The organism is Streptomyces sp. NPDC127117 (assembly GCF_042677325.1).
Taxonomy (GTDB): Bacteria; Actinomycetota; Actinomycetes; order Streptomycetales; family Streptomycetaceae; genus Streptomyces.
Genome location: NZ_JBHXTM010000001.1, coordinates 53,639 through 78,457, shown reverse-complemented (window position 1 = coordinate 78,457; position 24,819 = coordinate 53,639). Strand labels below are relative to the sequence as shown.

Genomic DNA, 24,819 nt, shown 5'->3' with positions numbered 1-24,819 from the left:
AGATTGCGCATTCTCGACCGACATCAGCGCTGCGCATCAAGCTCGGATTCCGACGCTCTCGCAGGAAACAGCGCGCACATAATCACGGAACCTACAGGGGATGTAGGGTCCGCGAGTCGATGCGCGGTGTCGGCTGAGGATGCGCAATGAATGCGCAAATCTGGGGCTCGGTGCGCATTCGCTACGGTCCGTGGCCGTCGTCCTCGATTTCTTGCGGTCTTTCGGATCTGTGCCGCGAAGGGCTCCGTACGGTCCAGAGCATGACAGTACGGAGCTTGGGCAGCGCGCGTCGTACGCGCAAGGTGCCAACGGCATCGATCCGGTACGAGGACACGCAGGTACGTGAAGTGCCGGGACGGCAGTTGCGGATGGCTGACTTCACGGAGTCGAAGCCGTGGCGGGAAGTCCGTTCGGTACACGGGATGGCCCACTGCTCGGGGAAGTACGCGTCCGTGACGACAGGCGGCCACGTGGTCTATGAGAGCCGTCTGGAGCTGGCCCGGCTGCTGCTGGCGGACTTTGATCCCGCGGTACGGGGGATCTGGCTCAGCCGTGCCGGCCGGCAGCTCGGGTCGGTGACCGGGTGTGGCACCATGTCCCGGACTTTCTGCTGGTCATGCGCTCGGGGACGGTGCGGGTGGTCAACGTCAGGCCGGCGGTGCGGCTGCAGGACCCGCAGATCGTGGAAGCCCCGGCATGGCCGGGCGAGTTGTTCCGCCAGCACGGCTCGGAGTACGAGATCTCGTCCGGCGCGGATCGGGTCTGCTGGAGAACGTGTGCTTCCTGGCCGGCTACCTGCGCCCCGGGGTGGTGCCCGAGGCCGAGGTGCAGCAAGCGTGACGGCAGGTCGTGGATGGTGAGGAACTGGCCCTGGCCGAGCATCGGTTGGCAGGGGACCGGCCGCCTGAGGCGGCGAGGCCGGCGCTGATGGCGCTGTTGTGGTCCGGGCGGCTGACAACGGATCTGTCGCGCCCGTTGTCGGGGGCCTCGGTGCTGCGGAGGTGCGCGTGACTGCCTGGACGACGCCCCTGCGGCCGGGGCTTGCGCTCAGCTTCGACGGTGAGCAGTTCACGGTCGCTGAGATCGAGGGCCGCCGGATCCTTCTCCAGCCTGCTGCCGCGGTTGTCGGGGTGCCGAAGTGGCGGCAAGTGGACATCTCCGTGCTGCTGGCGCATCCCACCGCAGAGATCTTGGTCCCGGTGCCGCAGGAGGAGCCGACGGCTGCCGCGGTCTTGGGCGGTCTCGACGACGACGGTGACGACGACCCGACACGGAGGTTCCGCCATGTTCAGGAGGTTGTGACCGGCTACCAGCTTGGCAGCGAGGTGCTGGCTCTTCCCGGCGACCGCGCCAGGATTACGCGCCCGGCACGCCATGGATGCATCGCTACGAGGCCAAGGCCACCGAACTCGACGTTGATCCGGCGACGGTGCACCGGTGGGTCGCCCGCGTGAGGAAGTCCACGGGTACATACCGCATGCCCTGCCTCCAGCAAGGCGGCGGCGCGCCGTGCCGCCCTGGCCGCCGGTCGCGCCCATCACGCCTACGGGCAGCCGTCCGGCGTCCGGCACGGACGGGCGTGGCTCGTCACGCGGACCCGATGCCGTTGTCTCTTCCGGCTCGGCGTTCACAAACCGGGCCGTCGGCCCATGACGGCGACGGCTCGAACATCCCTGGCTGTATTTGACCGTTGAAGACTCCGATCGAACCGCCCCTTCGGCCAAAACAGGCCGTTTCATGGGCGGGCAACAACTCATACACGTATCGGCGCCACACTGATGAACCATGCCCCACTCAAGCACCACAGCCAACAGCATCAGCCGCCGGTATCTGCTGGCCGCCTCGGGCGCACTCGCACTCACCGCCGCCTGCGGTTCCAACACCGGCCGTGCCGGAGGAGCGGGCGATCGCCCCGCTCTCGACCAGTGGTACCACCAGTACGGCGAGGCCGGGACCGAACAGGCGGTGAAACGCTATGCGGCCGCCTACCACAAGGCGGAGGTCACGATCGAATGGCGGCCCGGCAACTATGACCAGCAGACGGCCGCGGCACTGCTCACCAAGAACGCACCGGACGTCTTCGAGGGCAGCCCGACCCTGGACCAGATCCGGGGTGGTCAGGTCGCCGATCTCACCGACCTCCTGGACGGGGTACGTGAGGACTTCAACCCCGCGGTCCTCACCCCCAAGACGTACAAGGGCAAGGTCTACGGGATCCCCCAGGCCATCGACATGCAGATGCTCTACTACCGAAAGAGTCTGCTGGACGAGGCCGGAGTCCGGCCACCGCAGACCCTTGACGAACTGGTCGACGCGGCAAGTGCCCTGACGACCAAGAACGTCAAGGGCCTGTTCCTCGGCAACGACGGGGGAGCCGGCGTGCTCGGCGCCACCCCGCTGCGCGCCGCAGGTCTGGAACTGGTGACGTCCGACGGAGCGGTCGGATTCGACGACCCGCAAGCCGCCAGGACCCTCGGCAAACTGCATCGATTCCACAAGGACGACTCCCTGCTGCTCGGAGCCCCCACCGACTGGTCCGACCCGTCCGCGTTCCTCCAGGGCCTGACCGCCATGCAGTGGACGGGACTGTGGGCCCTCCCACAGATCGAGAAGGCGCTGGGCGACGATTTCGGCGTCCTGCCCTTTCCCCGCGACGGGGCACGGGGCAGGCCTTCGGTACCGGTCGGCGCTTACGGGGCGGCCGTCAGTGCGCACAGCAGCCACATCGACGCGGCGAAGGCATATGTGAAGTGGCTGTGGGCGGAACGGACCGACTACCAGGAAGACTTCGCGCTGTCCTACGGCTTCCACATTCCCGCCCGGATCTCGCTGGCGAAGAAGGCAGCCGCACTCGCCGAGGGCGCGGCGGCCGAAGCCGTCCGCTTCACGACCGAACACGGCTACGCACAGCCACTGTTGTGGACCAGCAGGAGCCAGACCGCCTACCAGGACGCCCTGAGCCGGATCATCACCGAAGGCGCCGACCCGGATGCCCAGATCAGGTCGGTCGTCTCGACGGCGAATTCCGAGCTGAAGCGGGTGCAGTCATAGCCACGCAGACAACCGAAGGCGCCCAAAGGCCGCTGGGGCGGCGACTGCTGGGTCCGCAGAACCGCTACCTGTGGTTCTGGGTCTTCGTCGGCCCCTTCGCCGCCGGGCTCGCCCTCTTCACGTACGTACCGCTGCTGTGGAGCGTGTGGCTCAGCTTCTTCGACGCCCACAACACGGTGACACCGACCGACTTCGTGGGCCTGGACAACTACTCCGAGATCCTCGGCGACCCGTCCTTCACCTCCAGCCTAGCCACCTTTGTCGTCTTCTCGCTCTTCATCGTTCCGGCAACCTACGGGCTCTCGCTCGCCCTCGCTCTGATGGTCGCCAGACTGCGCTTCGCCCAGGCGTTCTTCCGATCGGTCTTCTTCCTGCCGACCGCCTGCTCGTACGTCGTCGCCGCGATGATCTGGAAGCTGTCGATCTTCAACGGGGTACGGTTCGGGCTGGCGAACACGGTCCTGGGATGGTTCGGCGGCTCGGACACCGCCTGGCTGTCGACCACCAGCCCGCCCTGGTACTGGCTGGTCATCGTGACCGTACGCCTGTGGCTCCAGGCAGGCTTCTACATGGTGATCCTGCTGGCCGGACTCCAGCGAATCCCACGCACCCTCTACGAAGCCGCGGCCGTCGACGGTGCCCGCCCCGGCTGGCAGATCTTCAGGTACATCACCTTCCCGCAACTGCGGGCGACCTCCGTCGCCGTCGTCCTGCTCCTGGTGATCAACGCCTTCCAGGCCTTCGACGAGTTCTACAACCTGCTGTCGACGGCACGCGGCTACCCGCCATACGCCAGGCCGCCCCTGGTCTACCTGTACTACGTGGCGCTGGGACAGGGACAGAACCTGGGCCTCGGCAGCGCGGGCGCCGTGATCCTCGCACTGATCATCGCGGTTGTGGCGGTGGTACAGGCACGCTGGTTCGGTCTCGGACGCCGGGAGGACTGACGTATGCGACAGCACTCGACGGATCAACCGACGGGGCTCGCCACGGCCCATGCCTTCCGGCGGCTCGCACGCGGACTGCGGATCGTGCTGCTCATCGCGCTCGCCGTGCTCTTCCTCGTCCCGTTCTACATGCTGGTGCGCAACGGCCTGGCCACCGAAGCGGACATCACCGGGGGGAACTGGACGTTCTTCCCGCACAGTCTCCAGTGGGGCAACCTGCGGGAACTGTTCAGCGACAGCAGCGTCCCCATGCTGCACGCCCTGTGGAATTCGGCGGTGATCGCCGTCCTCACGACCGCCGGCACCCTGCTGCTCGCCTCGATGGCCGGATACGGGCTGGCCCGCATCGAGTATCCCCATGCGAGCCAGGTCTTCTACGCGTTCCTGGTCACCCTGATGATCCCGTCCGCCGTCACTTTCGTCCCGAGCTTCGTCCTCGTCTCGTCGCTCGGCTGGGTCTCCACTCTGCGCGGACTGATCGTCCCCACCCTCTTCAGCGCGTTCGCTGCCTTCCTCTTCCGGCAGTACTTCCTCGGCTTCCCCCGGGAGCTGGAGGACGCGGCCAGGGTGGACGGGCTCGGCTACTGGCGTACGTACTGGCGGATCGTCGTCCCCAACACACGGCCGGTCTTCGCCGCCGTCGGGGCGATCGTCTTCATCGGCTCGTGGAACTCGTTCCTCTGGCCACTGGTGATCGGCCAGCAGCGCGACGCCTGGACCGTGCAGGTCGCTCTGGCAACCTTCACCACGGCTCAGACGGTCAACCTGCACGAGCTGTTCATCGCGGCCGCCGTGTCGATCCTGCCCCTGCTGGTGGTCTTCCTGGTACTCCAGCGCCACATCGTCGCGGGCGCGGAGCGCTCCGGCATCGATGAATGATCAAGAGCCCGGGGCGCCGGTGCGGACCACCGTCCGCACCGGCATCAGCGGTCGGCGATGTCCTCGCGGAGGCCGTCGGAGAATTCCCACCACGACAGCGGAAGCCAGTCGCCGTTGATGAAGGCATCGACAGTTGCGCCGCGACCGCGGACAGTCACCGTCGTTCCCGGCGGGTACGTGGTGCCGGACAGGCCGGGCACTGGGACGAGCAGGATCCCGAGGCGTTGTGCAGCCACTCTGCGCTCTTCCTTTTCGATTTCGGCGCGATGCCAGGAAGTGGATATTCATCCATTTATCCGAGATTACCGGGTTGTCCATCGGTTCAAGCCGGAGAATCATGAGAGATGAGTCACGCAAAACACGGGAGTCGGGGGTGGGTGAAAGAAAGGCGTGCATCGCCGAGCGGAGGTGGCAGCCATGAAGGCCGTCGTATACAAAGAACCGTTCACCGTGGCGGTCGAGGACGTCGAAAAGCCAAGGATCCAGCATCCGAACGACGTGATCGTAAAGATCACATCCACCGCGATATGCGGCTCGGACCTGCACATGTACGAGGGCCGTACCGCCGCCGAACCGGGCATCGTCTTCGGCCACGAGAACATGGGGATAATCGAGGAAACCGGTCAGGGCGTCACCTTGCTCAAGGCGGGCGACCGCGTGGTCATGCCCTTCAACGTCGCCTGCGGGTTCTGCGCCAATTGCGTCGAGGGATTCACCGGATTCTGTCAGACCGTCAATCCTGGCTTTGCGGGAGGTGCATACGGATATGTCGCCATGGGGCCCTGGCCAGGCGGCCAGGCAGAATACCTGCGCGTTCCGTACGCCGACTTCAACTGTCTGAAGTTGCCGCCGGGAAAAGAGCACGAGACCGACTTCATGCTGCTTGCCGACATCTTCCCCACCGGCTACCACGGCTGTGAACTCGCCGGGGTCCGCCCAGGTGAGAGTGTCGCCGTGTACGGCGGCGGGCCGGTCGGGCTCATGGCCGCCTACTCGGCCCTGTTGCGCGGCGCGAAGAAGGTCTTCGTCGTGGACCGGGTTCCCGAGCGGCTGGAAAAGGCCCGGGAGATCGGTGCGATTCCGGTCAACTTCGCCGAGGGCGACCCCGTGGAGCAGATCAAGGAGCAGACCGAAGGCATCGGCACGGACAAGGGCATCGACGCCGTCGGCTATCAGGCGTCGGCGCGCGGCACCGACCACGAGGAACCGGCGACAGTCCTGAACTCGCTCGTCGGCACGGTCCGGGCCACCGGAGCGCTCGGCGTGCCGGGCCTCTACGTTCCGTCCGACCCCGGAGGCCCCGACGAGCAGGCCAAGCACGGCATGCTGCTCGTCTCGATCGGCAAGCTCTTCGAGAAGGGCCTACGCATGGGTACGGGGCAGTGCAACGTGAAGCGCTACAACCGGTACCTGCGCGACATGATCATCGAGGGCCGGGCGCAGCCGAACTTCGTCGTCTCGCACGAACTGCCACTGGACCAGGCGCCGTCGGCGTACGACAAGTTCGACAAGCGGATCGAGGGCTACACGAAGGTCGTGCTGCACCCGTAGCGGGAGATCCGGCGGTCCGCCACCGACCAGCTCCAGCGCCGCAGCACCACACTGGAGCAGGAGCTCGCAGACAAGCAGGGCTCGCAAGCCGCGCAGACAAGCAGGGCACACTCGACGAGCCAACGAGGAACTCGTCGTAGCGCCCCCGGGCAGCCAGCCGCGAACTCACCCGAGCCCTGAACCTGTGGGGCCACCCGAAAGTCGTCGTTGCAGGTCACGCAGCGCATCGATACTCGTTGATGAGGCCGCCGAGGACCTTGGTGCGGAGCAGGCTTCGGTCGTCGAGGGCGTGCACGGTTGCGGGCTGCCCGGTCGCGCCGGGCGGTAGCTGCTGCCGGGATCGGTGTGGCCGGTGTCCGTTGTAGTGGTCCTGGTAGTCGGTCAGGACCTTCCTGGCGTGGCTCTCGCACAGAATCAGGACGTGGTCGAGGGCCTCGCGGCGGATGGTGCCGATCACACGTTCGCAATCCGCGTTCGTGCGCGGTGCCCGGGTCGCGCCGAGCAGCACCTGAGTGTCCTCGGCGGTGAAGACGGCATCGAAGGCGTCGGTGTACTTGTGGTCGCGGTCGTGCAGCAGGAACCGTGGCACGGCGCCCTGCTCACCGAGGTCGGCAGGTCCGGCGACGCCGAGGTCACGCCGGAACCGCAACTCGCGCCGAGCTGGCGCGGGGGTGTCCACTGATGGGTGCCGGAGGCGTTGACCATGACGAGGCGGTCGACGCGGGCCTCCCGCCGTTGAGTTGCGCGGCGCCGAGGCGTGCATGCGATCCGAGTTCCGACGGGCTTCGCACCATTTCTGCCTTTGCGCTTCTCGGGCGCCGGGTCTCCGGACAACCGAGGAGTGAGCATGTGGTTGCTCTGCGTAAGAAGTGAGTACAGGGGGTAGTTCTCACTTGTCGTCCGGAACGGATGACGGATTTCGTTCACAGCCGTCAAAGGAGTCACACATGGTCCACGCCAGCGAGGACGAGGTGGAGTTCAAGAAGTCATTGGCGACGGCGGCTGCGGCCAAGGCCTGGCACCATGGGGTGTACCAGAGTGTGGACGCCGCTGTCGGCTACCTCAACATCGACCCCGTCCAGGGTGCCGGTGAGGCGATCATCATCCCCCGGTCCGACGGCCAGGTGGACCTGGTGTACTTCATCTGAGAGCCGCCGGACCGGCTCACTTGTCGTATCCCTGGATGGTGCACGGCGTCTGCCTGTAGCGGTCGCACCGCTGGAACTTCGTGACCTGGACGGCTGTCACCTCCGGCGATGCTTGGCAGACGCCCGGGGCGAACCCTGGCCACATCGCCTTCACGAAAGCGCGGCTGGCCCGACGTACCCACTGGCGCCAACACGAGCGATGGCCGCGTTGCGGAGCCGGGCCATCAGCGGGTTGCAGCTACTGGGAGCGCACAGCACCGCCAAGACCATCCGAGAGACCCGGAACGGGCCCGAACGCGTCTCCTGGATCTGGGGCATCACTGATCAATACGTGGCCGTGCTGAGGTCCGTTCTCGGCGGGTGACCATGACCATGAAGTACAGAGCTTCTTGTGCGGTCATGGGTTTACGTGCAGGTCCGCCCGGCCTTCGACCGTGCGGCTCAGCGTTCGGGCAGTGCAGCATCTCGTCGATGATGTCCGCGACCGGGAGCCAGGCCGTTGCGCCGACCATTTCCTGAAGTCGGCTGAGGCCGGGCACCCGCCCGGTGACGTCGGTGCGCTCGGAGAAGATCTGGTGGTGTGGGACGTGCGTGACGTGGACCGCGCTGCCGGTGGAGGCGAGGACCATTCCGGCCAGGTAAAGGTCATTGTCGGGCGCCTGCCTGTAAACCGTTCAGGTGGCGGCTGGGTGGACAGGCTCTGTGCGGTCGAATGTCGATCTGGGGTATATGGGGTGGTTCTGTCTCCGGTGATTCACTCTGTGAGACTTGGCCGTTCCTCGGGAACGGGGATGTCCCCCGCGCCTCGTTGCCAAAGGCGGCCGGCCGGGACGCGTCTCCATGACGTCGTCCTGCAGCTCCCGGGCCCGTGAAATCTGCTTGTTCAGCCCTGTGTCCCGGTTGTGCCGCTGCGGGATGGCGGTCGTGGGTGAACCGGGTTGTCCCGTGTACCCCACGACCGCCGGATGGGTTCTCCGCCCGCCGTGGCGCGTCCCGTCGCGCGGAATGCGGACAGTGTGAGGCGAGCGAGATCCCGCGTACCGACTGCCGGGGAATGACATCACTCTCGTGAGCGGTATCCGTGGCCGTCCGAGTCGCCGGCTGCAGGCATGTCAGGGGTGACGTTCTGCGGGGTCAGCAACTGCTGGAGCAGTGGGGCGGACAGCCTGAGGATGTCGTCCAGTTCGGCGGCCGCGAGGTCGGGCATCCGCAGCAGTTCCCGTTGCACAGTGATGCCGAACAGCACCGCACCCACCAATGCCGCACGCAGCCGTGCGTCCGGCCCGTGCAGGGCGGTGGCCAGCGGGGTGATCGACCCCTCCGTCACCTTCTCGCGGAGCAGCTGGGCCGCGTCCTCACTGGTCATCGCCGACCGAAGCAGCGCGATCATGGGCCCGTCGGGATCGTTCTCGAAGTCGCCGAGCATGCTGCGCAGGTACTGCTCGCCCTGACGCTCCGGGTCGTCAGTGGTGAGTGCGTCGAAGTCGACCTGCCAGTCGACCGCCGCGTGGAACAGCTGCTTCTTGGTGCCGAAGTACTGGATGACGGACGACTTGTCGCAGTCGGCCTCGGCCGCGATCGCGCGGATCGTGGCGCGCTCGTAGCCATGGCGGGCGAAGACCGCACGGGATGCCTCCAGGATGTGTCTACGGGTCCGTTCTCCCTTGCGCTCCGTGTCCGGCATGTCAGCTCCCTCTCTTGCGGCGGCCGGGAGTGATCGTACGTGGGAAACGGGTTCAGCCGGTCGTCGCCGGGTCGGCGGTGTCGGCGTGCTGCGGACGCCGCGCGTTCACGGCGGTACCGACGACGACCAGTGCCGCGACCATCAGGATCGCTCCGCCGGCCAGGGCTGCCGTATAGCCATCGGTCAGAGCGCTCGCGGCGCGCTCCAGGAGGGCGAAGTCCTTGGTGGCCAGGCCCTGGTAGAAGGCGCCGTCAGCATTCGCGAGCTGATTGTCAGCGGTGGTCGTGGAGACGGTGGACAGGATAGCGAGACCGAGGGCCCCGCCGATCTGCTGTGCGGTGTTCAGCAACGCGGATGCGATACCCGTGTCCTGGTGCGCGACGCCGGACACCGCACCGAGCGTCATGGGGAGGAACCCCGTGCCCAGACCGGCCGCGGTGATGAACATCGCCGGCATCAGGTCGGTGAGGTAGGAGGAGTCCGGGGAGAGCCGGCTCAGCCACAGCATGCCCGCACCGGCGAGTGCGAGGCCCGGCACGGTGAGCGTCCTGGGGGCGAACCGTGCGACCAGCTTCGAGCCGGCACCTGTGGCAGCGGCCATACCGATGCTGAACGGAATGTAGGCGAGTCCTGTCCTGAGCGGGGTGTAGCCCAGTACCTGCTGCATGTAGAGCGACAAGAAGTAGAACATCGAGAACATGCCCGCGCCGATGAACAGCATGGTGGCGTACGAGCCCGCACGGTTACGGTCTTTGAGCAGTCGCAGCGGCAGCATCGGGGCGCTCACCCTGGCCTGAAGACCGACAAAGACGACCAGCAGGACAATGGCCGCGCCGAAGAACGCGAGCGTTCCGTTGTCCGTCCACCCGTGGTCCCCGCCTCGGGTGATCGCGTATACGAGTGAGACCAGACCGGCGGTCCCGGTGGCCGCGCCGGGCAGGTCGAGCCTGCCCCTGGCCCTGCCGCCGTCCGCGAGGACCTTGGTGCCGAACAGGACGCCGACGCCGATCGGGACGTTCACGAAGAACACCCAGCGCCAGTCGAGGTACTCCGTCAGTACGCCGCCGAGCAACAGGCCAATGGTAGCCCCGATGCCGGACATGCCCGCGTACACACCCATGGCCTTGTTCCTGGGCGGACCCTCCGGAAACGTCGTGGCGATGAGGGAGAGCGCGGTGGGTGCCGCGATGGCCGCGCCCATGCCCTGCAGAACACGAGCCGAGATGAGGATCTCGGAGCCGCTCGCGAAGCCACCCAGGAGCGAGGCAAGGGTGAAGACGGCTATGCCGACGCGGAACATCCGACGTCGGCCGAAGAGGTCGCCGGCCCGCCCGCCCAGGAGCAGCAGGCCGCCGAACGCGAGGACGTAGGAGTTGACCACCCACGCCAGGCCGGATGCGGAAATGCCGAGGTCGGCCTTGAGGCTGGGCAGAGCGATGTTGGTGATGGTGCCGTCCAGCACCACCATGAGCTGCGCCGAAGCGATGACGAGCAGGGCCAGCCCGAGATGGCGGCCCCGCTGAGGGGCGGGATCGGTATGTGGAGTGGTGATGGCGGACATGTGGCTCCAAAAAACTGTACAAGCGTTGAGTTTTTCCTACCGTACAACCCGCGGCTCGGTGCATGCCATTCCGGGGGACTGGTGTGACCCCGCTCACCAGTACGTTCTTTCTGCTCCTGCCAGGCCCGATGAGCCTTGGGGGAGGGGTGCGACGGCCGCGCCCGTACGAGCGTCGCTCCGTGGAGCGAGGGAGAAAAGCGGTTCTGCCACGCCGGTCTTCCTTCCGGCCTGCGGCTGCCTGCTCTGCGCACTTCTCGGTGGTGGGCTCGCGACGTGAGGATGCTCTAGGTCCGGCGGACGTACCGGGCTCCGAGAGAGATCGGAACCCGCGCCACCGCTCCCGGATCCGGCTGGGCCTTCCCGAACCCGGGGCGGGTACGGCGAATATCGGGGCCGCGACATCTTGACCCCACACACGTGCCCGCCGCCCCGGCGCACGCGACACGCCCCACTCTCCCTATAGCCGTTCAGGCATGCCCCACCCCCAAGTCGGCATTCGACATGCATGTGTTGTGGCTCTCATGATGATCCGCATCAGACGAGGGAGGCACGCATGTCCGGCAGGTCGAGCAGGAAGCACGCCGAGATCATCGGTGCGGGGATCAGCGGCCTGACGGCGGCGACCGCGCTGGCACAGCGTGGGTGGTCCGTCCGGCTCCATGAACGCGACAGCTCGATCCGCGCCATTGGCGCCGGGATCTATGTATGGGGCAACGGCTTGCGCGCCCTGACGGCACTGGGTCTCCACGACGAGGCCGTGGCCGGGGCGCACATCGGTCCGGTGATGGAGAGCCGTGACCACCGTGACCGGGTGGTCGAGAGTATCCCGATCAACGGCCCCGGCAGGCCCGAGGTCCGCACGATTATGCGCGACCGGCTGATCGGCACTCTCGTGAGGGGCGCCGAGGCGGCTGGAGTCGAGATCGTCACCGGATCCGAAGTCGTTGCTGCCGAACCCGACGGAACACTCGTCCGCGCCTCCGGCGAGCGTCTGAGCGCCGGCGGTACGGATGTCGTGATCGCCGCGGACGGCGTCAACTCCCGCATTCGCGACAGCATCGGAATGGACACTCGCCGCGAGCGGATGCGACAGGGCGCGGTCCGGCTCACAGTGGAGCGCTCCGACGACTTCGTCGCCGCCCCGGACCGCGACAAGTACATCGAGTACTTCAGCGGGCGCCGCCGGGTTCTGTACACGCCCTCCAGCGTCACCAGCCTCTACGTGGCACTTGTCGCCGACGCGCACGACGGCGCTGCGGGACAGATGCCGGTCGACATCGACACCTGGGTGCGTGCCTTCCCGCACCTGGAGAACATGCTGCGATCACTGGACGGCATCCCGGCACGCTGGGACACCTTTGAGTTTCTCCGGCTGCGCTCCTGGTCTCAGGGCAGGATTGCCCTGATCGGCGACGCCGCGCACGCCCAGCCGCCCTATCTCGGCCAGGGCGGCGGTTGCGCCATGATGAACGCGCTGGGCCTGGCCGACGCACTCTCTGCACCGGGGGCCGCCACTGTCGAAGGGCGCCTCGCCACCTGGGAGAAGACGGAACGTCCGCTCATCGAGCACACCCAGCTCTGGTCCTACCGGCTGCGTCTGCTCAACGTCATCCCGGACGCGCCCCGTGCCCCTTTTCTCAGCCTTGTCGGCCGCTGGAAGTCGTTGGGGGCCTCCCGGATGCGAGCTGCCCTCACCACCCCGACGGGCGCGGACCGCTTCCTGGGCGCCTCTGCCTGAGTCGTGTCCGGAATTTCCGTCGTACGCCCCCAGGGCGTCGCGGGCCAGGCGGTAGGTGCCGGACAGGCCCCGTGAGCGTCGCACCAGCCGCACCTGTATGTGAAGGACGAAAGGACAACCCGGTGAGTACAGTCTCCTCCGACCTGAAGTGCGTCGAGGTCAACGGCCACTCCATCAGCTACGACGACCACGGGGCCGCGAGTGCTCCGGTTGTGGTGATGCTGAGCGGGTGGTGCCAGGACCACCGGCTCTTCGACCCGCTGCTTCCCCACTTCACCGACACCCACCGGGTGATCCGGATCGACTGGCGCGGTCACGGCGTCGACCGTACGCCTGTCGCCGACTTCGGCTACCCGGAGCAGGCCGACGACGTGATCGCGGTCCTCGACCTGCTGGGCGTCGACATCTTCCTGCCCGTCTCGACGTCGCACGGCGGCTGGGCCAACATCGAAGTGGCCGAGCGCCTCGGGGCCCGTCGGGTGCCGCGCAGCATCGTCATCGACTGGATCATGACGACGCCGCCCGCGGACTTCGCCGCCGGCCTCGCGGCCATCCAGGACCACGAGCGATGGACCGAGGGCCGTCAGGACCTTTTCGACACCTGGCTCAACGGCAGCTCGAACGCTGTTGTCGGCCACCACCTCAACAAGGAGATGGCCGGCTTCGACTTCGAGATGTGGGCCCGCTCGTGTCGCGTCATCGCGAACGGGTACGAGCGCTGGGGATCGCCACTTCTGCGCATGAACGCCCTCGCCGAACAGCGTCCCGTTCGTCACCTGTTCTCGCAGCCGACCGCGGACGAGTACGTGCGTGCGCAGCAGGACTTCGCTGCCGAACACCCCTGGTTCTCGTACCACCAGGTCGGTGGTGAGACACACTTCCCCACCCTCGATTCCCCGCAGACGGTGGCCGAGCAGATCCGCAGCTTCGGCTCCGGCGACGACACCACAGCCGGCTGAGCGCGCGGTCATGGGCTCCGACCCGCTCGTCGACGCCGCCTACAACGTCCGGCTCAGCGTCGAGGAGAGCGAATTCCAGCGGAACATCACCGCATACCGCAGCGAGTCCCGAAGGGCCACGCGTGACCTGTCCGGACACCGTGCGATCGCCTTCGACGCACACAGCGGGGAACGGCTCGACGTGTGGGGCGTGGAGGAGGGCAGGCTCCGGCCGGTGTTCCTCGTCGTGCATGGAGGCTACTGGCGGATGCTGTCCCGGCACGATACCGCCTTCATGGCCGCCGCCCTCGATACGGCCGGCATCGCGACCGTCGCTGTCGACTACTCCCTGGCACCAGGAGCGCCGTTGGAGGAAATGGTCCGCCAGGTCAGGGCCGCCGTCGGCTGGACCCACCGGCATGGTGCCGAGCACGGTCTGGACCCCGACCGCATCGTCGTCGGCGGAAGTTCCGCCGGCGGCCATCTTGCCGCGGCCACCATGCCCGGTGGCTGGCAGCGGGAACTGGGGCTGCCAGCGGACGTGGTGAAGGCCGCCCTGCCCATCAGCGGCCTGTTCGACCTGCGTCCTCTGGTGGCTTCCTTCGCCAATGAATGGCTGGGCCTCGACACCGCCCGCGCCGCCGCACTCAGCCCGCTGCTCGCCCTCGACCCGGGCGGCTCCTACCTCCCCGAGTCCGTGATCGCCGTGTCCGAGCACGACGGGAGCGGCTTCCTCGCACAGAGCGCGGCCTTCCACGCAGCGTGCGCGGCGAGGGGCATTGCTGAACTGCTCGTGGTGCCCGGACGCCACCACTACGACGTCTTCCTCGACCTCGCCGACCCGAGCTCCGCGCTCTTCGAGCGGCTGCTGGGGCTCGTGGCCCGGGCCGGGACCGCCGGACGCGCGGCGCACGAAAGGGCCTGAAGGCGCAGCAGGCCTCCGGTACATCCGCCAGCGCTGGTGAGTCGTACGACTCCGGCCCAAGGCACAAGGAGAGCACCACATGAAATGGGGCATGCTCGCACTGGTCTCGCTCGGATTCGTCGCAATGACGGTGAACTGGTTCAACATCGCCGCCGGGTTCGGTCCCCTTGCCGATGAGTTCGGTCTCTCCGTTCCGTCGCTTGCGCCGCTCATCTCCGTCTTCGTGGCGGCTTATGGGCTGCTGCACATCCCGGGCGGCTTCCTCGCCACTCGGTGGGGGCTCCGCCGGGTTCTCGTTCTCGGCCTCGCCGTCGAGGGGGCCGGCGCGCTTCTGTCGGTGACTGCGCAGAATCTCGCCCAGCTGATGGTCTGGCGGGCGCTGTGCGGCGCCGGCGCCTCCGTGTTCGCCGCGGTCGGGATCGCCGCCGTCAGTGTCTGGTTCACAGGACGCCACCACACGCTGGCACTCGGGATTTCCTCGGCCGCCTTCAGCGTCGGCACAGCCCTGGGACTGTACGTGTGGGGAGACATCGGCGCCGCCACCTCCTGGCGGACGGCGCTGTCGACGGGCGGCGCACTCGCGCTGGCCGCCGCCCTCGTCTGCGGCCTGTTCTTCCGTGTCCCTGAAGGGGCTGACGCCCTCGACGGTGTGAGGATCAGCCGGGTCGCGCTGCGCCGGACTCTCACCGACCGGGAGATCTGGCTGTACGGCATCGCGTTCTTCGGCGCGTACGGCGCCTACCTGACCGGTTCCCAGATCATCGCCGGATACGGCGAGGACCGGGGCCTGTCCGGGGGAGCCGTCGGCGCGGCCGCCTTCCTCATCGGCATCGCCGGGGTTCCCGGCAGCATCGCAGCGGGCCGGCTCGCCGAGAGGGTCCGCAGCACCCGCACGCTGTTCGTGGCAGGCGCCGTGCTGGAGAGCCTGTTCCTGCTCATGCTGCCGCTGTGCGGCCCCACGGCCTTCTGGATCGCCGCCTTCGGCATCGGCTTCATGTTCAACTTCACCTTTGCCGTCTGGCAGACCGTGCCCGGCGGCAGCGCGCGCATCGAGCCCGAACACCTGGGCACCGCCGTCGGCCTGATGCTGACGGTCTCCGCGGTCGGCGGGTTCGTCCTTCCCTGGGCGTTCGGGCTGCTGGCCGACGGGCCCGGCTACCCGGTGGCCTGGACGGTTATGGGCATGACAGGCATCGTCACCGCGCTGGTCGCCCTCGCCGCTCGGAGACCGGTCGGCGGGACCACCGACGTGCACAGCCCGGCCCCGATCCCGGTCCGCTCCACCGAGTCCGGCTGAGCCGGCCCGTACCGGAAGGAATTGACCATGACCAGCGCAACCGCTCCTGTACCGGTCGACGAGGTCGACCTCTACGCGGAATCGGCGATCCTCGAACCGTACGGGCACTACCGTCGTCTGCGGGACCTCGGCCCCGTCGTGTACCTGAAGCGGCACGGCGTGTACGCCCTGCCGCGCTACGAGGAGACCAGGGCGGCACTTACCGATGACGACACCTTCCGAAACGCGGGCGGGGTCTCCCTGAACGACCACTACAACAACCTGATCCTGGGCTCGACCTTTGCCAGCGACGGCGACGAGCACGCGCGGCTGCGGGCGATCACGGGAGGTAGGCTGACGCCGCGGGCGCTGCGTCCGATGCGCGGACGAGTGGAGGCAACCGCCGACGCGGTCGTCGAGGCGCTTGTCGAGCAGGGGTCCTTCGACGCCGTCGGTGATCTGGCCCGGGCGATGGTGCTTGCCGTGGTGCCCGACTTCCTCGGCATACCCGACGACGGCCGCGAGCACCTCATCGACTGGGCTGCGGCCAACTTCAACTGTCACGGCCCCCTCAACGACCGGGCCCGCGCGTCCCTCCCGCTGTCCAGCGCGATGGCCGCCTACGCCGAACGTCTCGTCGAGGAGCGTTCCGCCCGCCCCGACGGCGTAGCGCACTGTGTGCTCGACGCTCTCGACCGGGGCGAGGTGGGACGGGACCAGGCTGTCTCCCTCATGATCGACTACCTGGTGCCGTCCCTGGACACCACCGTCACCGGACTCACCGCCGCCATCGACCTGTTCGCCCGTCACCCCGACCAATGGGACCTCATCCGTCAGGACCCCGCGCTGATCCCCGGCGCCTTCCGTGAGGTGCTGCGCCTGGAGACCCCGGTACGGGCCTTCGGCCGGCGTGTGGCCCGCGACACCGAGATCGGCAGGGCGTGCCTGCCGGCCGGTTCGCAGGTCCTCGTCATGTTCGCCTCGGCCAACCGCGACGAACGCGCATGGGACCGGCCCGAGGAATTCGACGTGTGCAGGGAGAGCCTCGGCCACCTCGGCTTCGGTTACGGAGCGCACGGCTGTGCCGGGCAGGGCCTGGCTCGCCTGGAGACCCACGCGGTGCTCGCCGCGCTCGCCCGCCGTGTGGCCCGCTTCGAGGTGCGGGGATCCCGGCGGACCGTCAACAACGTGATGCGCGCCTTCGACTCACTGCCTACGCGGGCCGTCCCCGCGGGCTGACCGCAGACCCGGCGGTCCCGACTGAACGAAACCAAGGAGCAGACATGCGTGTGCTGGTGGAACGCGACCGATGTGAGGGGCACGGCCTGTGCGAGGAACGCGCCGCCGGGCTCTTCCATCTCGACGACGAGGGCGAGCTGCACCTCACCCATGAAGGGCGGGACCTGCCCGCGGCGGCGGAAGCAGACGCCTCCGCCGCCGCGGGCATCTGCCCGGTGGCGGCATTGAAGCTGCTGCCATGAGCCCGGCAGGGCGGCTTCGCTCGGTGGCTGTCGTCGGCGGCTCCCTGGCCGCCGCGACCGCCGCGAGCGCCCTGCGCACCGCGGGCTTCGACGGCCGCATCACCCTCATCTCCGAAGAACTCCACGCTCCTTATGCCCGGCCCCCGCTTTCCAAGGGCATTCTGACGGGCACCGACCACCCTGACTCCGCGGCGCTGCACCTGGCCGACGGAATCGAACTGCGGCTGGGAGCGCGCGCCGGCGGACTGCGGCTCGCCGAACGCCGCGTTACGCTCAGTGACGGAGGCTGGGTGACGTACGACGGACTGGTGATCGCGACCGGAGCGCGCGCCCGTGCGCTGTGTCACGGGCCGGGGGAGCTGCGGCTGCGCTCCGTCGACGATGCCCTCGTACTGCGTGCCTCGCTGCTCGCGTCCCACGAGGTGATCGTCGTGGGAGCGGGCCCTCTCGGTATGGAGATCGCCTCAGCATGCCGGGAGCTGGGGCGTGCGGTGACCGTGATCGACCCCTGTCCGCCGATGCGGAGGCAGGTCGGCGGCTTCCTCGCGGACCTGCTGGTGGAGGCGGCCCGGGACGCGGGCGTGGTCTTCCTGCGGCCTGCCGGGCCCGTGCTGGTCGAGGAGGCAGCCGTTGTGGTGGGTGGGGTGCGGCGAGAGGCCGACACCGTGGTCACGGCGGCGGGCGAACGGCCCAACACGGAATGGCTCGCGGACTCCGGGCTCACGCTCGACGGAGGCCTGTGCGTCGACGAGCGGCTGATCGCCGCTCCCGGCGTAGTAGCCGCCGGCGATGTGGTCTCCCGTCCGGGCGGGCACCGCACCCCGCTCTGGTCCAGTGCACTGGACCAAGCGACGGCGGCCGCTGCGGCGCTGCTGGATCCCGGGGCGGCGCCCGTGTACCGGCCCCGGCCGTACTTCTGGACCGAGCAGTTCGGCCTCGCCGTGAAGGTGTGCGGCCTTGTCCCCGCCGCCGGTGTCCCGGTGGTTGTCGAGGGCAGTCGCGACGAACGCTCGATGATCCTCCAGTGGTACCGGGACGGCCGTCCGGTAGCCGCGGCCACGGTCAACCGTCGTATGCCGCTGCCGAAGCTGCGCCGGCTGGCGGTCTGAACACAGGAGGGAAGCGGGAGGGGCCCGGACCGCGTGCGGTCCGGGCCCCTCCCGCTGTCGTCACTTTCCGTACGCCTGCGAGAAGTTCACCGAGGCCAGCCGCTCGGCCTGGGTGAACCAGCCGTAGATGTCCTGCGCCGACAGGTCAGGAAGCGAGGCCGCAGCCTTCTGCAGGTGGTCGAGCGCCGAGTTGGCCCGCTGCCGCACCGCGGCCAGGTCCTGACCTACCAGCTTGCCGTGGTGCTTGCGGATCAGGCCGTCGACCAGAACCGTGTCCACGTCGGCCGCTGTCGACTGCAGCACCACCGATCCTGCCGGGTAGCTGGAGCGTACGAGGTCCATGCGCGGCCGGACGATGATGACGTCGCCCCGCTTGCCCGGGGTGAGCGAGCCGATCTGGTCGCCGAGGCCGATCGCGTCGGCGCTGTTACGCGTGGCCCAGGTCAGCGCGTCCCTCACGGACAGGTCGACAGTGGCGGGCATTCGGCCGGAGCGGTGGACCGGATCGTGATCGAGGCAGCGCTGGAACTGGAGTCCCAGCCGCATCTGTGAGAACAGGTCGCCGGAGCCGACGCACACGATGTCCGTGGAGATCCCGGGCGCGAGCCCATGGGTCAGGGCGGTGCGGAACGGGGGGTGCCCCATGCCCATCTGCATCTCGGTCTCGGGTGCGATGGTCACCTTGCCGCCGGTGTCGGCGAGCAGCTTCCACTCCTCGTCGTTGAGTGCGGGACAGTGGATGTGCAGATGCTCAGGCAGCAGCAGGTCACGGTCGTTGAGCTCGCGCAATCCGCGCAGCAGGATGGAGCTGGTGGCGGCGCCCGTGTGGGAGGCCGCCTTGATACCCAGCTCACGAGCTGTACGTATCTCCCGTGCTGTGTCCTCGAACGGGACCGTGCCGAAGTCGCTGAAGAGTATGCCCATCCGCGACAGGTCGCTGTCCGAGGCGAAGCACTCCGAGCGCAGTGCCTCGGCGTCCCTCAGGCGCTGTTCGTGGCCGGTGAACGCGGGCGGCCGGTAGTCGTAGACCTGCATGCCGTACGCGTACACGGAGCGGATGCCGGACGCGCGCAGCGCCTCGACGCCGGCGCGGGCGTGGTCGGGGGAGTTGACGCAGTCGCAGCAGTCGAAGATCGTTGTGACACCCGCGTCCAGGGCCTCCAGGGCGCCTACCATCGAGGCGGCCCCCAGATCCTCGGCCCGGACCAGGGAGCCGATTCCGTAGAAGGTTCTGGCGAGGAATTCCATCAGGGACTGGTCGGCGGAGACGGCGCGCAGCAGCGCCATCCAGGTGTGGCGATGGCTGTCCACCATGCCAGGCAGGATGAATCCACCCTGCGCGTCGATCACTTCGGCGTCCACGCCGGTGAAGTCGTCGGCGCCGCGGCCGATCGCCGTGATCCGGCCGTTCTCGATCAGGACGCCTCCCTCGGGCAGCTCGCCGTACTCGTGGTCCATGGTGATGACATGGCCGCCGGTGACCAGGGTGCGCTGGGTACTGCTCATGGGATCGCCACTCCTTCGGGGTCGAACAGAGTTGAAATCGGTGCGGGGGATGGGTCAGTGGGGTGCGTACGCCTGGGCGTAATGCACGGTGGCCCGGCGTTCGGCGCGGGTGAGCCAGCCGTGCAGGTCCTCCCGCGAGTAGGTGGGCAGGGTCGCGGCGGCCCGCTCGATGCGGTCGAGGGCTGCCTCCGCCCGGGCGCGCAGCGCGTCCAGGTCGTGGCCGGCCAGTTTGCCGCCGCGCTTGCGCACCACGCCGTCGACCAGGACCGTGTCCACGTCGGCCGCGGTCGACTGGAGGACGACAGTGGCTGCGGGGTGGCTGGAGCGGACCAGGTCCATGCGGGGACGTACGACGATCAGGTCCGCCTGTTTGCCGGGTGTCAGCGAGCCGATGCGGTTTCCGAGCCCGACGATCTCGGCGCCGTTGCGCGTGGCCCACATCAGGGCATCCCGTACGCCGAGGCCGATGCTGAGGGGCACGGTCCCCGAGGCGTGTGCCGGTGCGCTGTCCATGCACCGCTGGTGCTGGAGTGCGATGCGCATCTGGGAGAAGAGGTCACCGGATCCGCAGATCACGCTGTCCGTACCGATGCCGGGCGCGAGGCCGCGGTCCAGTGCCGGGCGCAGCGGCAACGGGCCCATGCCCATCTGGAGTTCGGTCTCGGGGGAGGTGGTCACGTGCGCGCCGGAGTCGACGAGCAGCTGCCACTCCCGATCATTGAGGCCGTTGCAGTGCGCGTGAAGATGGCCGGGGAGCAGCAGGCTGCGGTCGTTGAGCTCGCGCAGGCCACGCAGGAGATTGGAGCCGGTGGCGGCGCCCGTATGGGAGGCGCCCGCGATGCCGAGATCGCGGACGTGACGGATCTCGGCGGCGGTCGTGTCGAAGGGAACTGTGCCGAAGTCGGAGTAGAGAATGCCCAGACGTGACATCGGGTCGTCCGAGGCGAAGCAGTCGGCACGCAGCCTCGCCACGTCACCCAGGCGCTGTTCGTGGCCGGTGAACGCGGGCGGCCGGTAGTCGTAGACCTGCATGCCGTACGCGTAGACGTGGCGCAGACCCGCCGAGCGCAGCGCCTCCACGTTGGCGCGGGCGTGGTCGGGGGAGTTGACGCAGTCGCAGCAGTCGAAGACCGTCGTGACACCGGCGTCCAGGGCCTCCAGGGCGCCGACCGTCGAGGCGATGGCGAGGTCCGCCGCCTCCATCTTCGAACCGATGCCGTGGAAAGTTGTGGCGAGGAACTCCACAAGTGACTGGTCGCCGGAGATTCCGCGCAGCAGCGCCAGCCAGGTGTGCCGATGCGTGTCGATCAGGCCGGGCAGTACATAGCCGCCGGAAGCGTCCACGAACTGTGCGTCCAGGTGGTCAAAGGTATCGGGTGCGTGGCTGACGGCCGCGATCCGGCCGCCTTCGACCAGGAGCGAGCCCGTCGGCAGGTCACCTAGTTCGTCGTCCATGGTCATCATCCGGCCGCCGCTGATGACGGTCCGCGGTGCGCTCATGAGAGATCCCCTCGGTCGCTCGGATCAGGCCCTGGGTGGCGATGCTGCCGATGCGACGTGGATCACGCCAATACCTCTTCCCCCCTGGGGTATGCCTGAACGGTAATGGAACCCTTCCCCCGGGGAGCGGTGCGGCTATATGGTCGGCCGCCATGGACATTCCACGCCTTCTGGACGGGCGCCTCAAGCTGCGCCATCTCATCCTGGTCGACGCCCTGAGCGAGCAGGGCAGTGTTGTCGGTGCTGCCGCATCCCTGCATGTCACGCAGCCGGTGGTGACCCGTGGACTGCACGACTTGGAGGCCGTCCTCGGCGTGTCCCTGTACGACCGGGGGCCGCGCGGTATCACCCCGACCGTGTTCGGCGACGCCTTCACCGATCACGCCCGCGCCGTCCTGGCCCAGCTCACCCAGGCTGCCCGGCACGTCGCCGAGATCGCGGACGCCGACCGCGGCACCGTCGTCGTCGGCACTCACCTCGCCGGCTCCAACCTGCTGCTGCCGCGCGCCATCGCCGCCCTCAAGGGGCGGCATCCGCTGCTGTCCGTGATCGTGCGGGAGGCAACGCCGGAAGCCCTCCTGGTCGACCTGGAGGCGGGGCGCCTGGATGTGATCGTCGGCCGCCTCACCGCACCCGCGGACGAGGCGGCCGTCCGGCACGCGCTCTACGAGGATTCCGTACGCGTCGTGGTCGGTACCCACCACCCGGCTGTCGGGGAAGCCGAGCTCACCCTGTCCGACCTGCTGGCCCATCCGTGGATCCTGCCGGGTACGGAGACCGTCCTGCGCCGTGAACTGGAGGAGTTCTTCGTACGGGCCAAGCTGCCCCTGCCGAAGAACCGCGTCGAGTGCACATCTTTCCTCACCGTCCGTCAACTCCTCATCGAGACCGATGTGGTCGCCGTCCTGCCGGGCCTGATCGGCGCGGACGACCCACGTCTGACCCCGCTGCCCATCTCGCTGGATCCGATCGGTCACAGCGTCGGTATCACCCTGCCCCGCAACCGGCCCCTCAGCCCCTCCACCCGCGCTCTGCTGGGCACGCTGCGTGCTGCGGCGGCCGGGCTCAAGGCGAACGGTGCCAACCATGCCGAAGGCACCGAACCCATCACCCAGGCATAGCCATTCAGCTATATCGAACGCGGCAAAGAGCATTAGACAGGCATATCTCGCCCGCATCATGCTCCTGATCAGGAACGGGCACCGGAACAGGAACGGGAAGCCGACCTGAGGGCGAGGGGCGAGCAGATGAAGACGGCGCGGCACTACGTGGGCGGGGCCTTCGACCCCGCCCCGTCCGACGGCACCGAGATCCGGACATTCCCGCTGGTCGACCCGGTCGACGGGATGGTCGTCGGTGAGGTACCGGAAGCGGGACACGAGACCGTGGACGCGGCCGTCCGTGCGGCGCGCGGCGCGCTCGGCGGACATTGGGGAAGCACCGGCCCCGAAGAGCGTGCCGCCGCACTGCGCCGCATCGCCGACGGCATCGAGGCCCGCTTCGACGAGTTCGCCGACGCCGAGGCCGGTGACACCGGCAAGCCGCGCGAACTCGCCGCCACCGTCGACATCCCCCGCGCGATCGGCAACTTCCGCGCCTACGCGGAACTCCTCTACAGCCGGCCTGAGACCTCCTACAGCACGGCGGTCCCCGGCTGGAGCACAGGCACCGGCAAGGCACTCAACTACACGGTCCGCCGCCCCCTCGGCGTCGTAGCAGTCGTCTCTCCCTGGAACCTGCCGCTTCTCCTGCTCACGTGGAAGGTCGCCCCGGCGCTCGCCGCAGGCAACGCCGTTGTCGCGAAGCCCTCCGAGGAGACCCCGTCCACGGCGACGCTCCTCGCCGAAGTGATCGACGCGGCCGGGCTGCCCGCCGGGGCATTCAACCTCGTGCACGGGCACGGTACCGGTGCGGCCGGTGAGTTCCTCACCTCCCACCCCGGCGTGGACGCCATCGCCTTCACCGGGGAGTCGGCGACCGGTGCGGCCATCATGCGCAAGGCCGCCGACCACATCACGCCCGTATCCTTCGAGCTCGGCGGCAAGAATCCCGCACTCGTCTTCGCCGACTCCGATCTGGACGCCGCGGTCGACGGCACCGTCCGCTCCGCCTTCACCCACTCCGGACAGATCTGCTTGTGCACCGAGCGGGTCTACGTCCAGCGGACCGTCTTCGACGAGTTCGTGGCACGGCTGGGTGAACGCGCCCGTGCGCTGGTCGACTACGGGCCGATGATCTCCGCCGTGCACCGGGACAAGGTCCTCTCCTACTACCGGCTGGCCGTGGACGAAGGGGCGACCGTCGTCGCGGGCGGTGGCGTGCCGTCCTTCGGGGATCGGCGCGACAGTGGCTTCTACGTGGAGCCGACCGTCCTGACCGGACTCGACGGCCAGGCTCGCACGATGCGCGAGGAGATCTTCGGGCCGATCTGCCACGTCGCCCCGTTCGACACCGAGGACGAAGCTGTGGCCCTGGCCAACGACAGCCGATACGGACTCGCCGCGACCGTGTGGACCCGTGACCTCTCGCGCGCACACCGGGTCGCCCCACGCATCGAAACCGGCATCGTCTGGGTCAACTGCTGGAACCTTCGCGACCTTCGCACCCCCTTCGGCGGCATCAAGGACTCCGGTATCGGCCGCGAGGGCGGCACCTATTCCCTCGACTTCTTCTCCGAACCCGTCAACATCTGCGTCCAGGTCTGAGGAAACCATGAACCCCACCGCCACCGAAGACGACCGGGACACCTCGATCGGCGCCGCCGCGGACCGACTGCTGCGCGCCCACGCCGACAACACCCCCTGCGCCCCCGTTCGCGATCTCATCACGTCCGCCGAAGCCGCGTACGCCGTACAGAACCGGCTCACCGAGCGTTGGCTGGCCGACGGCCGCCGCCTCACCGGTCGCAAGATCGGACTGACGTCACCGGCGGTACAGTCCCAGCTCGGGGTAACCACACCGGATTTCGGCATGCTCTACGCGGACATGGCCGTGCCGGACGGCTCCGAGATCCCGCCCGGTGCCGTCCAGCAGGCCCGCGTCGAGGCCGAGGTCGCCCTCGTCCTGGACGCCGACCTCGACAATGACCGGCACACGGTCGCCGATCTGCTGCGTGCCACCGCGTTCGCACTGCCCGCCATCGAAGTCTGCGGCAGCCGCATTCAGGACTGGGACATCACCCTCGCCGACACCGTCGCCGACAACGCCTCCAGCGGCCTGTACGTCCTGGGCAACCGCCCAGTCGCACTGGACCGGCTGGATCTGCGCCTGGCCGGCATGGTCATGGAGCGGCGCGGCGAGCAGATCTCCACTGGGACCGGTGCCGCCTGCCTGGGACATCCGCTGAACGCCGCGCTCTGGCTCGCGGACACCCTCGCGCGGGTCGGCCGCCCGCTGCGGGCCGGCGACACCGTGCTGACCGGCGCGCTGGGGCCCATGGTCCCGGCGGCCCCCGGCGACGTACTGGAAGCACGTATCGACGGACTGGGCGACGTGCGCGTCGCCTTCGCCCCGGAGGAGGCCTGA

General features: G+C 68.4%; 24 protein-coding genes. 17 read left to right on the top strand and 7 right to left on the bottom strand.

The window, feature by feature from the left end; all coding sequences use genetic code 11:
• The first annotated feature begins 696 nt into the window (after positions 1–696).
• From ACFVH0_RS00410 to ACFVH0_RS00390, 5 genes are all read left to right on the top strand, one after another.
• Positions 697–840, top strand: a complete 144-nt coding sequence (locus tag ACFVH0_RS00410; protein WP_385817208.1) for a hypothetical protein — start codon at positions 697–699, stop codon at positions 838–840.
• Between the two features lie 167 nt (positions 841–1,007).
• Entirely contained in the window at positions 1,008–1,454 is a 447-nt protein-coding gene (locus ACFVH0_RS00405; protein ID WP_385817207.1) for a hypothetical protein, read from the top strand.
• Positions 1,455–1,785: 331 nt separating this feature from the next.
• Entirely contained in the window at positions 1,786–3,051 is a 1,266-nt protein-coding gene (locus tag ACFVH0_RS00400) for an ABC transporter substrate-binding protein (protein ID WP_385817206.1), read from the top strand.
• A gap of 32 nt (positions 3,052–3,083) precedes the next feature.
• Positions 3,084–3,998, top strand: coding sequence for a carbohydrate ABC transporter permease (locus tag ACFVH0_RS00395; RefSeq protein WP_385817490.1), 915 nt, complete (start codon positions 3,084–3,086; stop codon positions 3,996–3,998).
• A 3-nt stretch (positions 3,999–4,001) separates the two neighbouring features.
• On the top strand, positions 4,002–4,877 hold the full coding sequence (locus ACFVH0_RS00390) for a carbohydrate ABC transporter permease (RefSeq protein WP_385817205.1): 876 nt from the start codon (positions 4,002–4,004) through the stop codon (positions 4,875–4,877).
• Positions 4,878–4,921: 44 nt separating this feature from the next.
• Here the strand turns inward: ACFVH0_RS00390 and ACFVH0_RS00385 are convergent, their stop codons facing one another.
• Positions 4,922–5,113, bottom strand: coding sequence for a hypothetical protein (locus tag ACFVH0_RS00385; protein WP_266816956.1), 192 nt, complete (start codon positions 5,111–5,113; stop codon positions 4,922–4,924).
• Positions 5,114–5,294: 181 nt separating this feature from the next.
• Here ACFVH0_RS00385 and ACFVH0_RS00380 point away from each other — a divergent pair, with 181 nt between their 5' ends.
• Positions 5,295–6,428, top strand: coding sequence for a glutathione-independent formaldehyde dehydrogenase (locus tag ACFVH0_RS00380; RefSeq protein WP_385817204.1), 1,134 nt, complete (start codon positions 5,295–5,297; stop codon positions 6,426–6,428).
• 214 nt (positions 6,429–6,642) lie between these two features.
• On the opposite strand, the gene ACFVH0_RS00375 is transcribed toward ACFVH0_RS00380, so the two are convergent.
• Positions 6,643–7,107, bottom strand: coding sequence for an integrase core domain-containing protein (locus ACFVH0_RS00375; RefSeq protein ID WP_385817203.1), 465 nt, complete (start codon positions 7,105–7,107; stop codon positions 6,643–6,645).
• 268 nt (positions 7,108–7,375) lie between these two features.
• Between ACFVH0_RS00375 and ACFVH0_RS00370 the strand changes: the two genes are divergently transcribed.
• Complete coding sequence (locus ACFVH0_RS00370) at positions 7,376–7,576, top strand: hypothetical protein (RefSeq protein ID WP_385817202.1); 201 nt, start codon at positions 7,376–7,378, stop codon at positions 7,574–7,576.
• A gap of 317 nt (positions 7,577–7,893) precedes the next feature.
• Here ACFVH0_RS00370 and ACFVH0_RS00365 read toward each other — a convergent pair whose 3' ends face one another.
• From ACFVH0_RS00365 to ACFVH0_RS00355, 3 genes are all read right to left on the bottom strand, one after another.
• A complete protein-coding gene (locus ACFVH0_RS00365) occupies positions 7,894–8,205 on the bottom strand; it encodes a hypothetical protein (RefSeq protein WP_385817201.1) in 312 nt (103 codons plus the stop codon).
• 431 nt (positions 8,206–8,636) lie between these two features.
• Positions 8,637–9,260, bottom strand: coding sequence for a TetR family transcriptional regulator (locus ACFVH0_RS00360; protein ID WP_385817200.1), 624 nt, complete (start codon positions 9,258–9,260; stop codon positions 8,637–8,639).
• A 52-nt stretch (positions 9,261–9,312) separates the two neighbouring features.
• Complete coding sequence (locus ACFVH0_RS00355) at positions 9,313–10,821, bottom strand: MFS transporter (RefSeq protein ID WP_385817199.1); 1,509 nt, start codon at positions 10,819–10,821, stop codon at positions 9,313–9,315.
• Between the two features lie 553 nt (positions 10,822–11,374).
• On the opposite strand from ACFVH0_RS00355, the gene ACFVH0_RS00350 reads away from it, so the two are divergent.
• The 7 genes from ACFVH0_RS00350 (at position 11,375) to ACFVH0_RS00320 (ending at position 18,288) form a co-directional block, all read left to right on the top strand.
• A complete protein-coding gene (locus ACFVH0_RS00350; RefSeq protein WP_385817198.1) occupies positions 11,375–12,559 on the top strand; it encodes an FAD-dependent oxidoreductase in 1,185 nt (394 codons plus the stop codon).
• Positions 12,560–12,681: 122 nt separating this feature from the next.
• On the top strand, positions 12,682–13,518 hold the full coding sequence (locus ACFVH0_RS00345) for an alpha/beta fold hydrolase (RefSeq protein ID WP_385817197.1): 837 nt from the start codon (positions 12,682–12,684) through the stop codon (positions 13,516–13,518).
• A gap of 10 nt (positions 13,519–13,528) precedes the next feature.
• Entirely contained in the window at positions 13,529–14,422 is an 894-nt protein-coding gene (locus tag ACFVH0_RS00340) for an alpha/beta hydrolase (protein WP_385817196.1), read from the top strand.
• A 79-nt stretch (positions 14,423–14,501) separates the two neighbouring features.
• On the top strand, positions 14,502–15,719 hold the full coding sequence (locus ACFVH0_RS00335; RefSeq protein WP_385817195.1) for a nitrate/nitrite transporter: 1,218 nt from the start codon (positions 14,502–14,504) through the stop codon (positions 15,717–15,719).
• 27 nt (positions 15,720–15,746) lie between these two features.
• Complete coding sequence (locus ACFVH0_RS00330; RefSeq protein WP_385817194.1) at positions 15,747–16,937, top strand: cytochrome P450; 1,191 nt, start codon at positions 15,747–15,749, stop codon at positions 16,935–16,937.
• 44 nt (positions 16,938–16,981) lie between these two features.
• Positions 16,982–17,179: a ferredoxin gene (locus ACFVH0_RS00325; RefSeq protein WP_385817193.1), complete on the top strand. Its 198-nt coding sequence runs from the start codon at positions 16,982–16,984 to the stop codon at positions 17,177–17,179.
• Entirely contained in the window at positions 17,176–18,288 is a 1,113-nt protein-coding gene (locus ACFVH0_RS00320; RefSeq protein WP_385817192.1) for an NAD(P)/FAD-dependent oxidoreductase, read from the top strand. The genes ACFVH0_RS00325 and ACFVH0_RS00320 overlap by 4 nt, the downstream gene beginning before the upstream one ends.
• A 60-nt stretch (positions 18,289–18,348) precedes the next feature.
• On the opposite strand, the gene ACFVH0_RS00315 is transcribed toward ACFVH0_RS00320, so the two are convergent.
• Both ACFVH0_RS00315 and ACFVH0_RS00310 read right to left on the bottom strand, forming a co-directional pair.
• A complete protein-coding gene (locus ACFVH0_RS00315; protein ID WP_385817191.1) occupies positions 18,349–19,794 on the bottom strand; it encodes an amidohydrolase family protein in 1,446 nt (481 codons plus the stop codon).
• A 54-nt stretch (positions 19,795–19,848) separates the two neighbouring features.
• A complete protein-coding gene (locus ACFVH0_RS00310) occupies positions 19,849–21,294 on the bottom strand; it encodes an amidohydrolase family protein (RefSeq protein ID WP_385817190.1) in 1,446 nt (481 codons plus the stop codon).
• 152 nt (positions 21,295–21,446) lie between these two features.
• Between ACFVH0_RS00310 and ACFVH0_RS00305 the strand changes: the two genes are divergently transcribed.
• The 3 genes from ACFVH0_RS00305 (at position 21,447) to ACFVH0_RS00295 (ending at position 24,819) form a co-directional block, all read left to right on the top strand.
• Entirely contained in the window at positions 21,447–22,415 is a 969-nt protein-coding gene (locus tag ACFVH0_RS00305) for a LysR substrate-binding domain-containing protein (protein ID WP_385817189.1), read from the top strand.
• A 126-nt stretch (positions 22,416–22,541) separates the two neighbouring features.
• Positions 22,542–23,999 (top strand): 2-hydroxymuconic semialdehyde dehydrogenase, encoded by a 1,458-nt coding sequence (locus ACFVH0_RS00300; RefSeq protein WP_385817188.1) that lies wholly within the window; start codon positions 22,542–22,544, stop codon positions 23,997–23,999.
• Between the two features lie 7 nt (positions 24,000–24,006).
• A complete protein-coding gene (locus tag ACFVH0_RS00295) occupies positions 24,007–24,819 on the top strand; it encodes a 2-keto-4-pentenoate hydratase (RefSeq protein WP_385817186.1) in 813 nt (270 codons plus the stop codon).

Coding starts and splice junctions, on each gene's coding strand:
- ACFVH0_RS00410 (WP_385817208.1), top strand. CDS start 697: ATGGCCGGGCGAGTTGTTCCGCCAGCACGGCTCGGAGTACGAGATCTC.
- ACFVH0_RS00400 (WP_385817206.1), top strand. CDS start 1,786: ATGCCCCACTCAAGCACCACAGCCAACAGCATCAGCCGCCGGTATCTG.
- ACFVH0_RS00390 (WP_385817205.1), top strand. CDS start 4,002: ATGCGACAGCACTCGACGGATCAACCGACGGGGCTCGCCACGGCCCAT.
- ACFVH0_RS00380 (WP_385817204.1), top strand. CDS start 5,295: ATGAAGGCCGTCGTATACAAAGAACCGTTCACCGTGGCGGTCGAGGAC.
- ACFVH0_RS00370 (WP_385817202.1), top strand. CDS start 7,376: ATGGTCCACGCCAGCGAGGACGAGGTGGAGTTCAAGAAGTCATTGGCG.
- ACFVH0_RS00365 (WP_385817201.1), bottom strand. CDS start 8,205: ATGGTCCTCGCCTCCACCGGCAGCGCGGTCCACGTCACGCACGTCCCA.
- ACFVH0_RS00360 (WP_385817200.1), bottom strand. CDS start 9,260: ATGCCGGACACGGAGCGCAAGGGAGAACGGACCCGTAGACACATCCTG.
- ACFVH0_RS00355 (WP_385817199.1), bottom strand. CDS start 10,821: ATGTCCGCCATCACCACTCCACATACCGATCCCGCCCCTCAGCGGGGC.
- ACFVH0_RS00350 (WP_385817198.1), top strand. CDS start 11,375: ATGTCCGGCAGGTCGAGCAGGAAGCACGCCGAGATCATCGGTGCGGGG.
- ACFVH0_RS00340 (WP_385817196.1), top strand. CDS start 13,529: ATGGGCTCCGACCCGCTCGTCGACGCCGCCTACAACGTCCGGCTCAGC.
- ACFVH0_RS00335 (WP_385817195.1), top strand. CDS start 14,502: ATGAAATGGGGCATGCTCGCACTGGTCTCGCTCGGATTCGTCGCAATG.
- ACFVH0_RS00330 (WP_385817194.1), top strand. CDS start 15,747: ATGACCAGCGCAACCGCTCCTGTACCGGTCGACGAGGTCGACCTCTAC.
- ACFVH0_RS00325 (WP_385817193.1), top strand. CDS start 16,982: ATGCGTGTGCTGGTGGAACGCGACCGATGTGAGGGGCACGGCCTGTGC.
- ACFVH0_RS00320 (WP_385817192.1), top strand. CDS start 17,176: ATGAGCCCGGCAGGGCGGCTTCGCTCGGTGGCTGTCGTCGGCGGCTCC.
- ACFVH0_RS00315 (WP_385817191.1), bottom strand. CDS start 19,794: ATGAGCAGTACCCAGCGCACCCTGGTCACCGGCGGCCATGTCATCACC.
- ACFVH0_RS00310 (WP_385817190.1), bottom strand. CDS start 21,294: ATGAGCGCACCGCGGACCGTCATCAGCGGCGGCCGGATGATGACCATG.
- ACFVH0_RS00305 (WP_385817189.1), top strand. CDS start 21,447: ATGGACATTCCACGCCTTCTGGACGGGCGCCTCAAGCTGCGCCATCTC.
- ACFVH0_RS00300 (WP_385817188.1), top strand. CDS start 22,542: ATGAAGACGGCGCGGCACTACGTGGGCGGGGCCTTCGACCCCGCCCCG.
- ACFVH0_RS00295 (WP_385817186.1), top strand. CDS start 24,007: ATGAACCCCACCGCCACCGAAGACGACCGGGACACCTCGATCGGCGCC.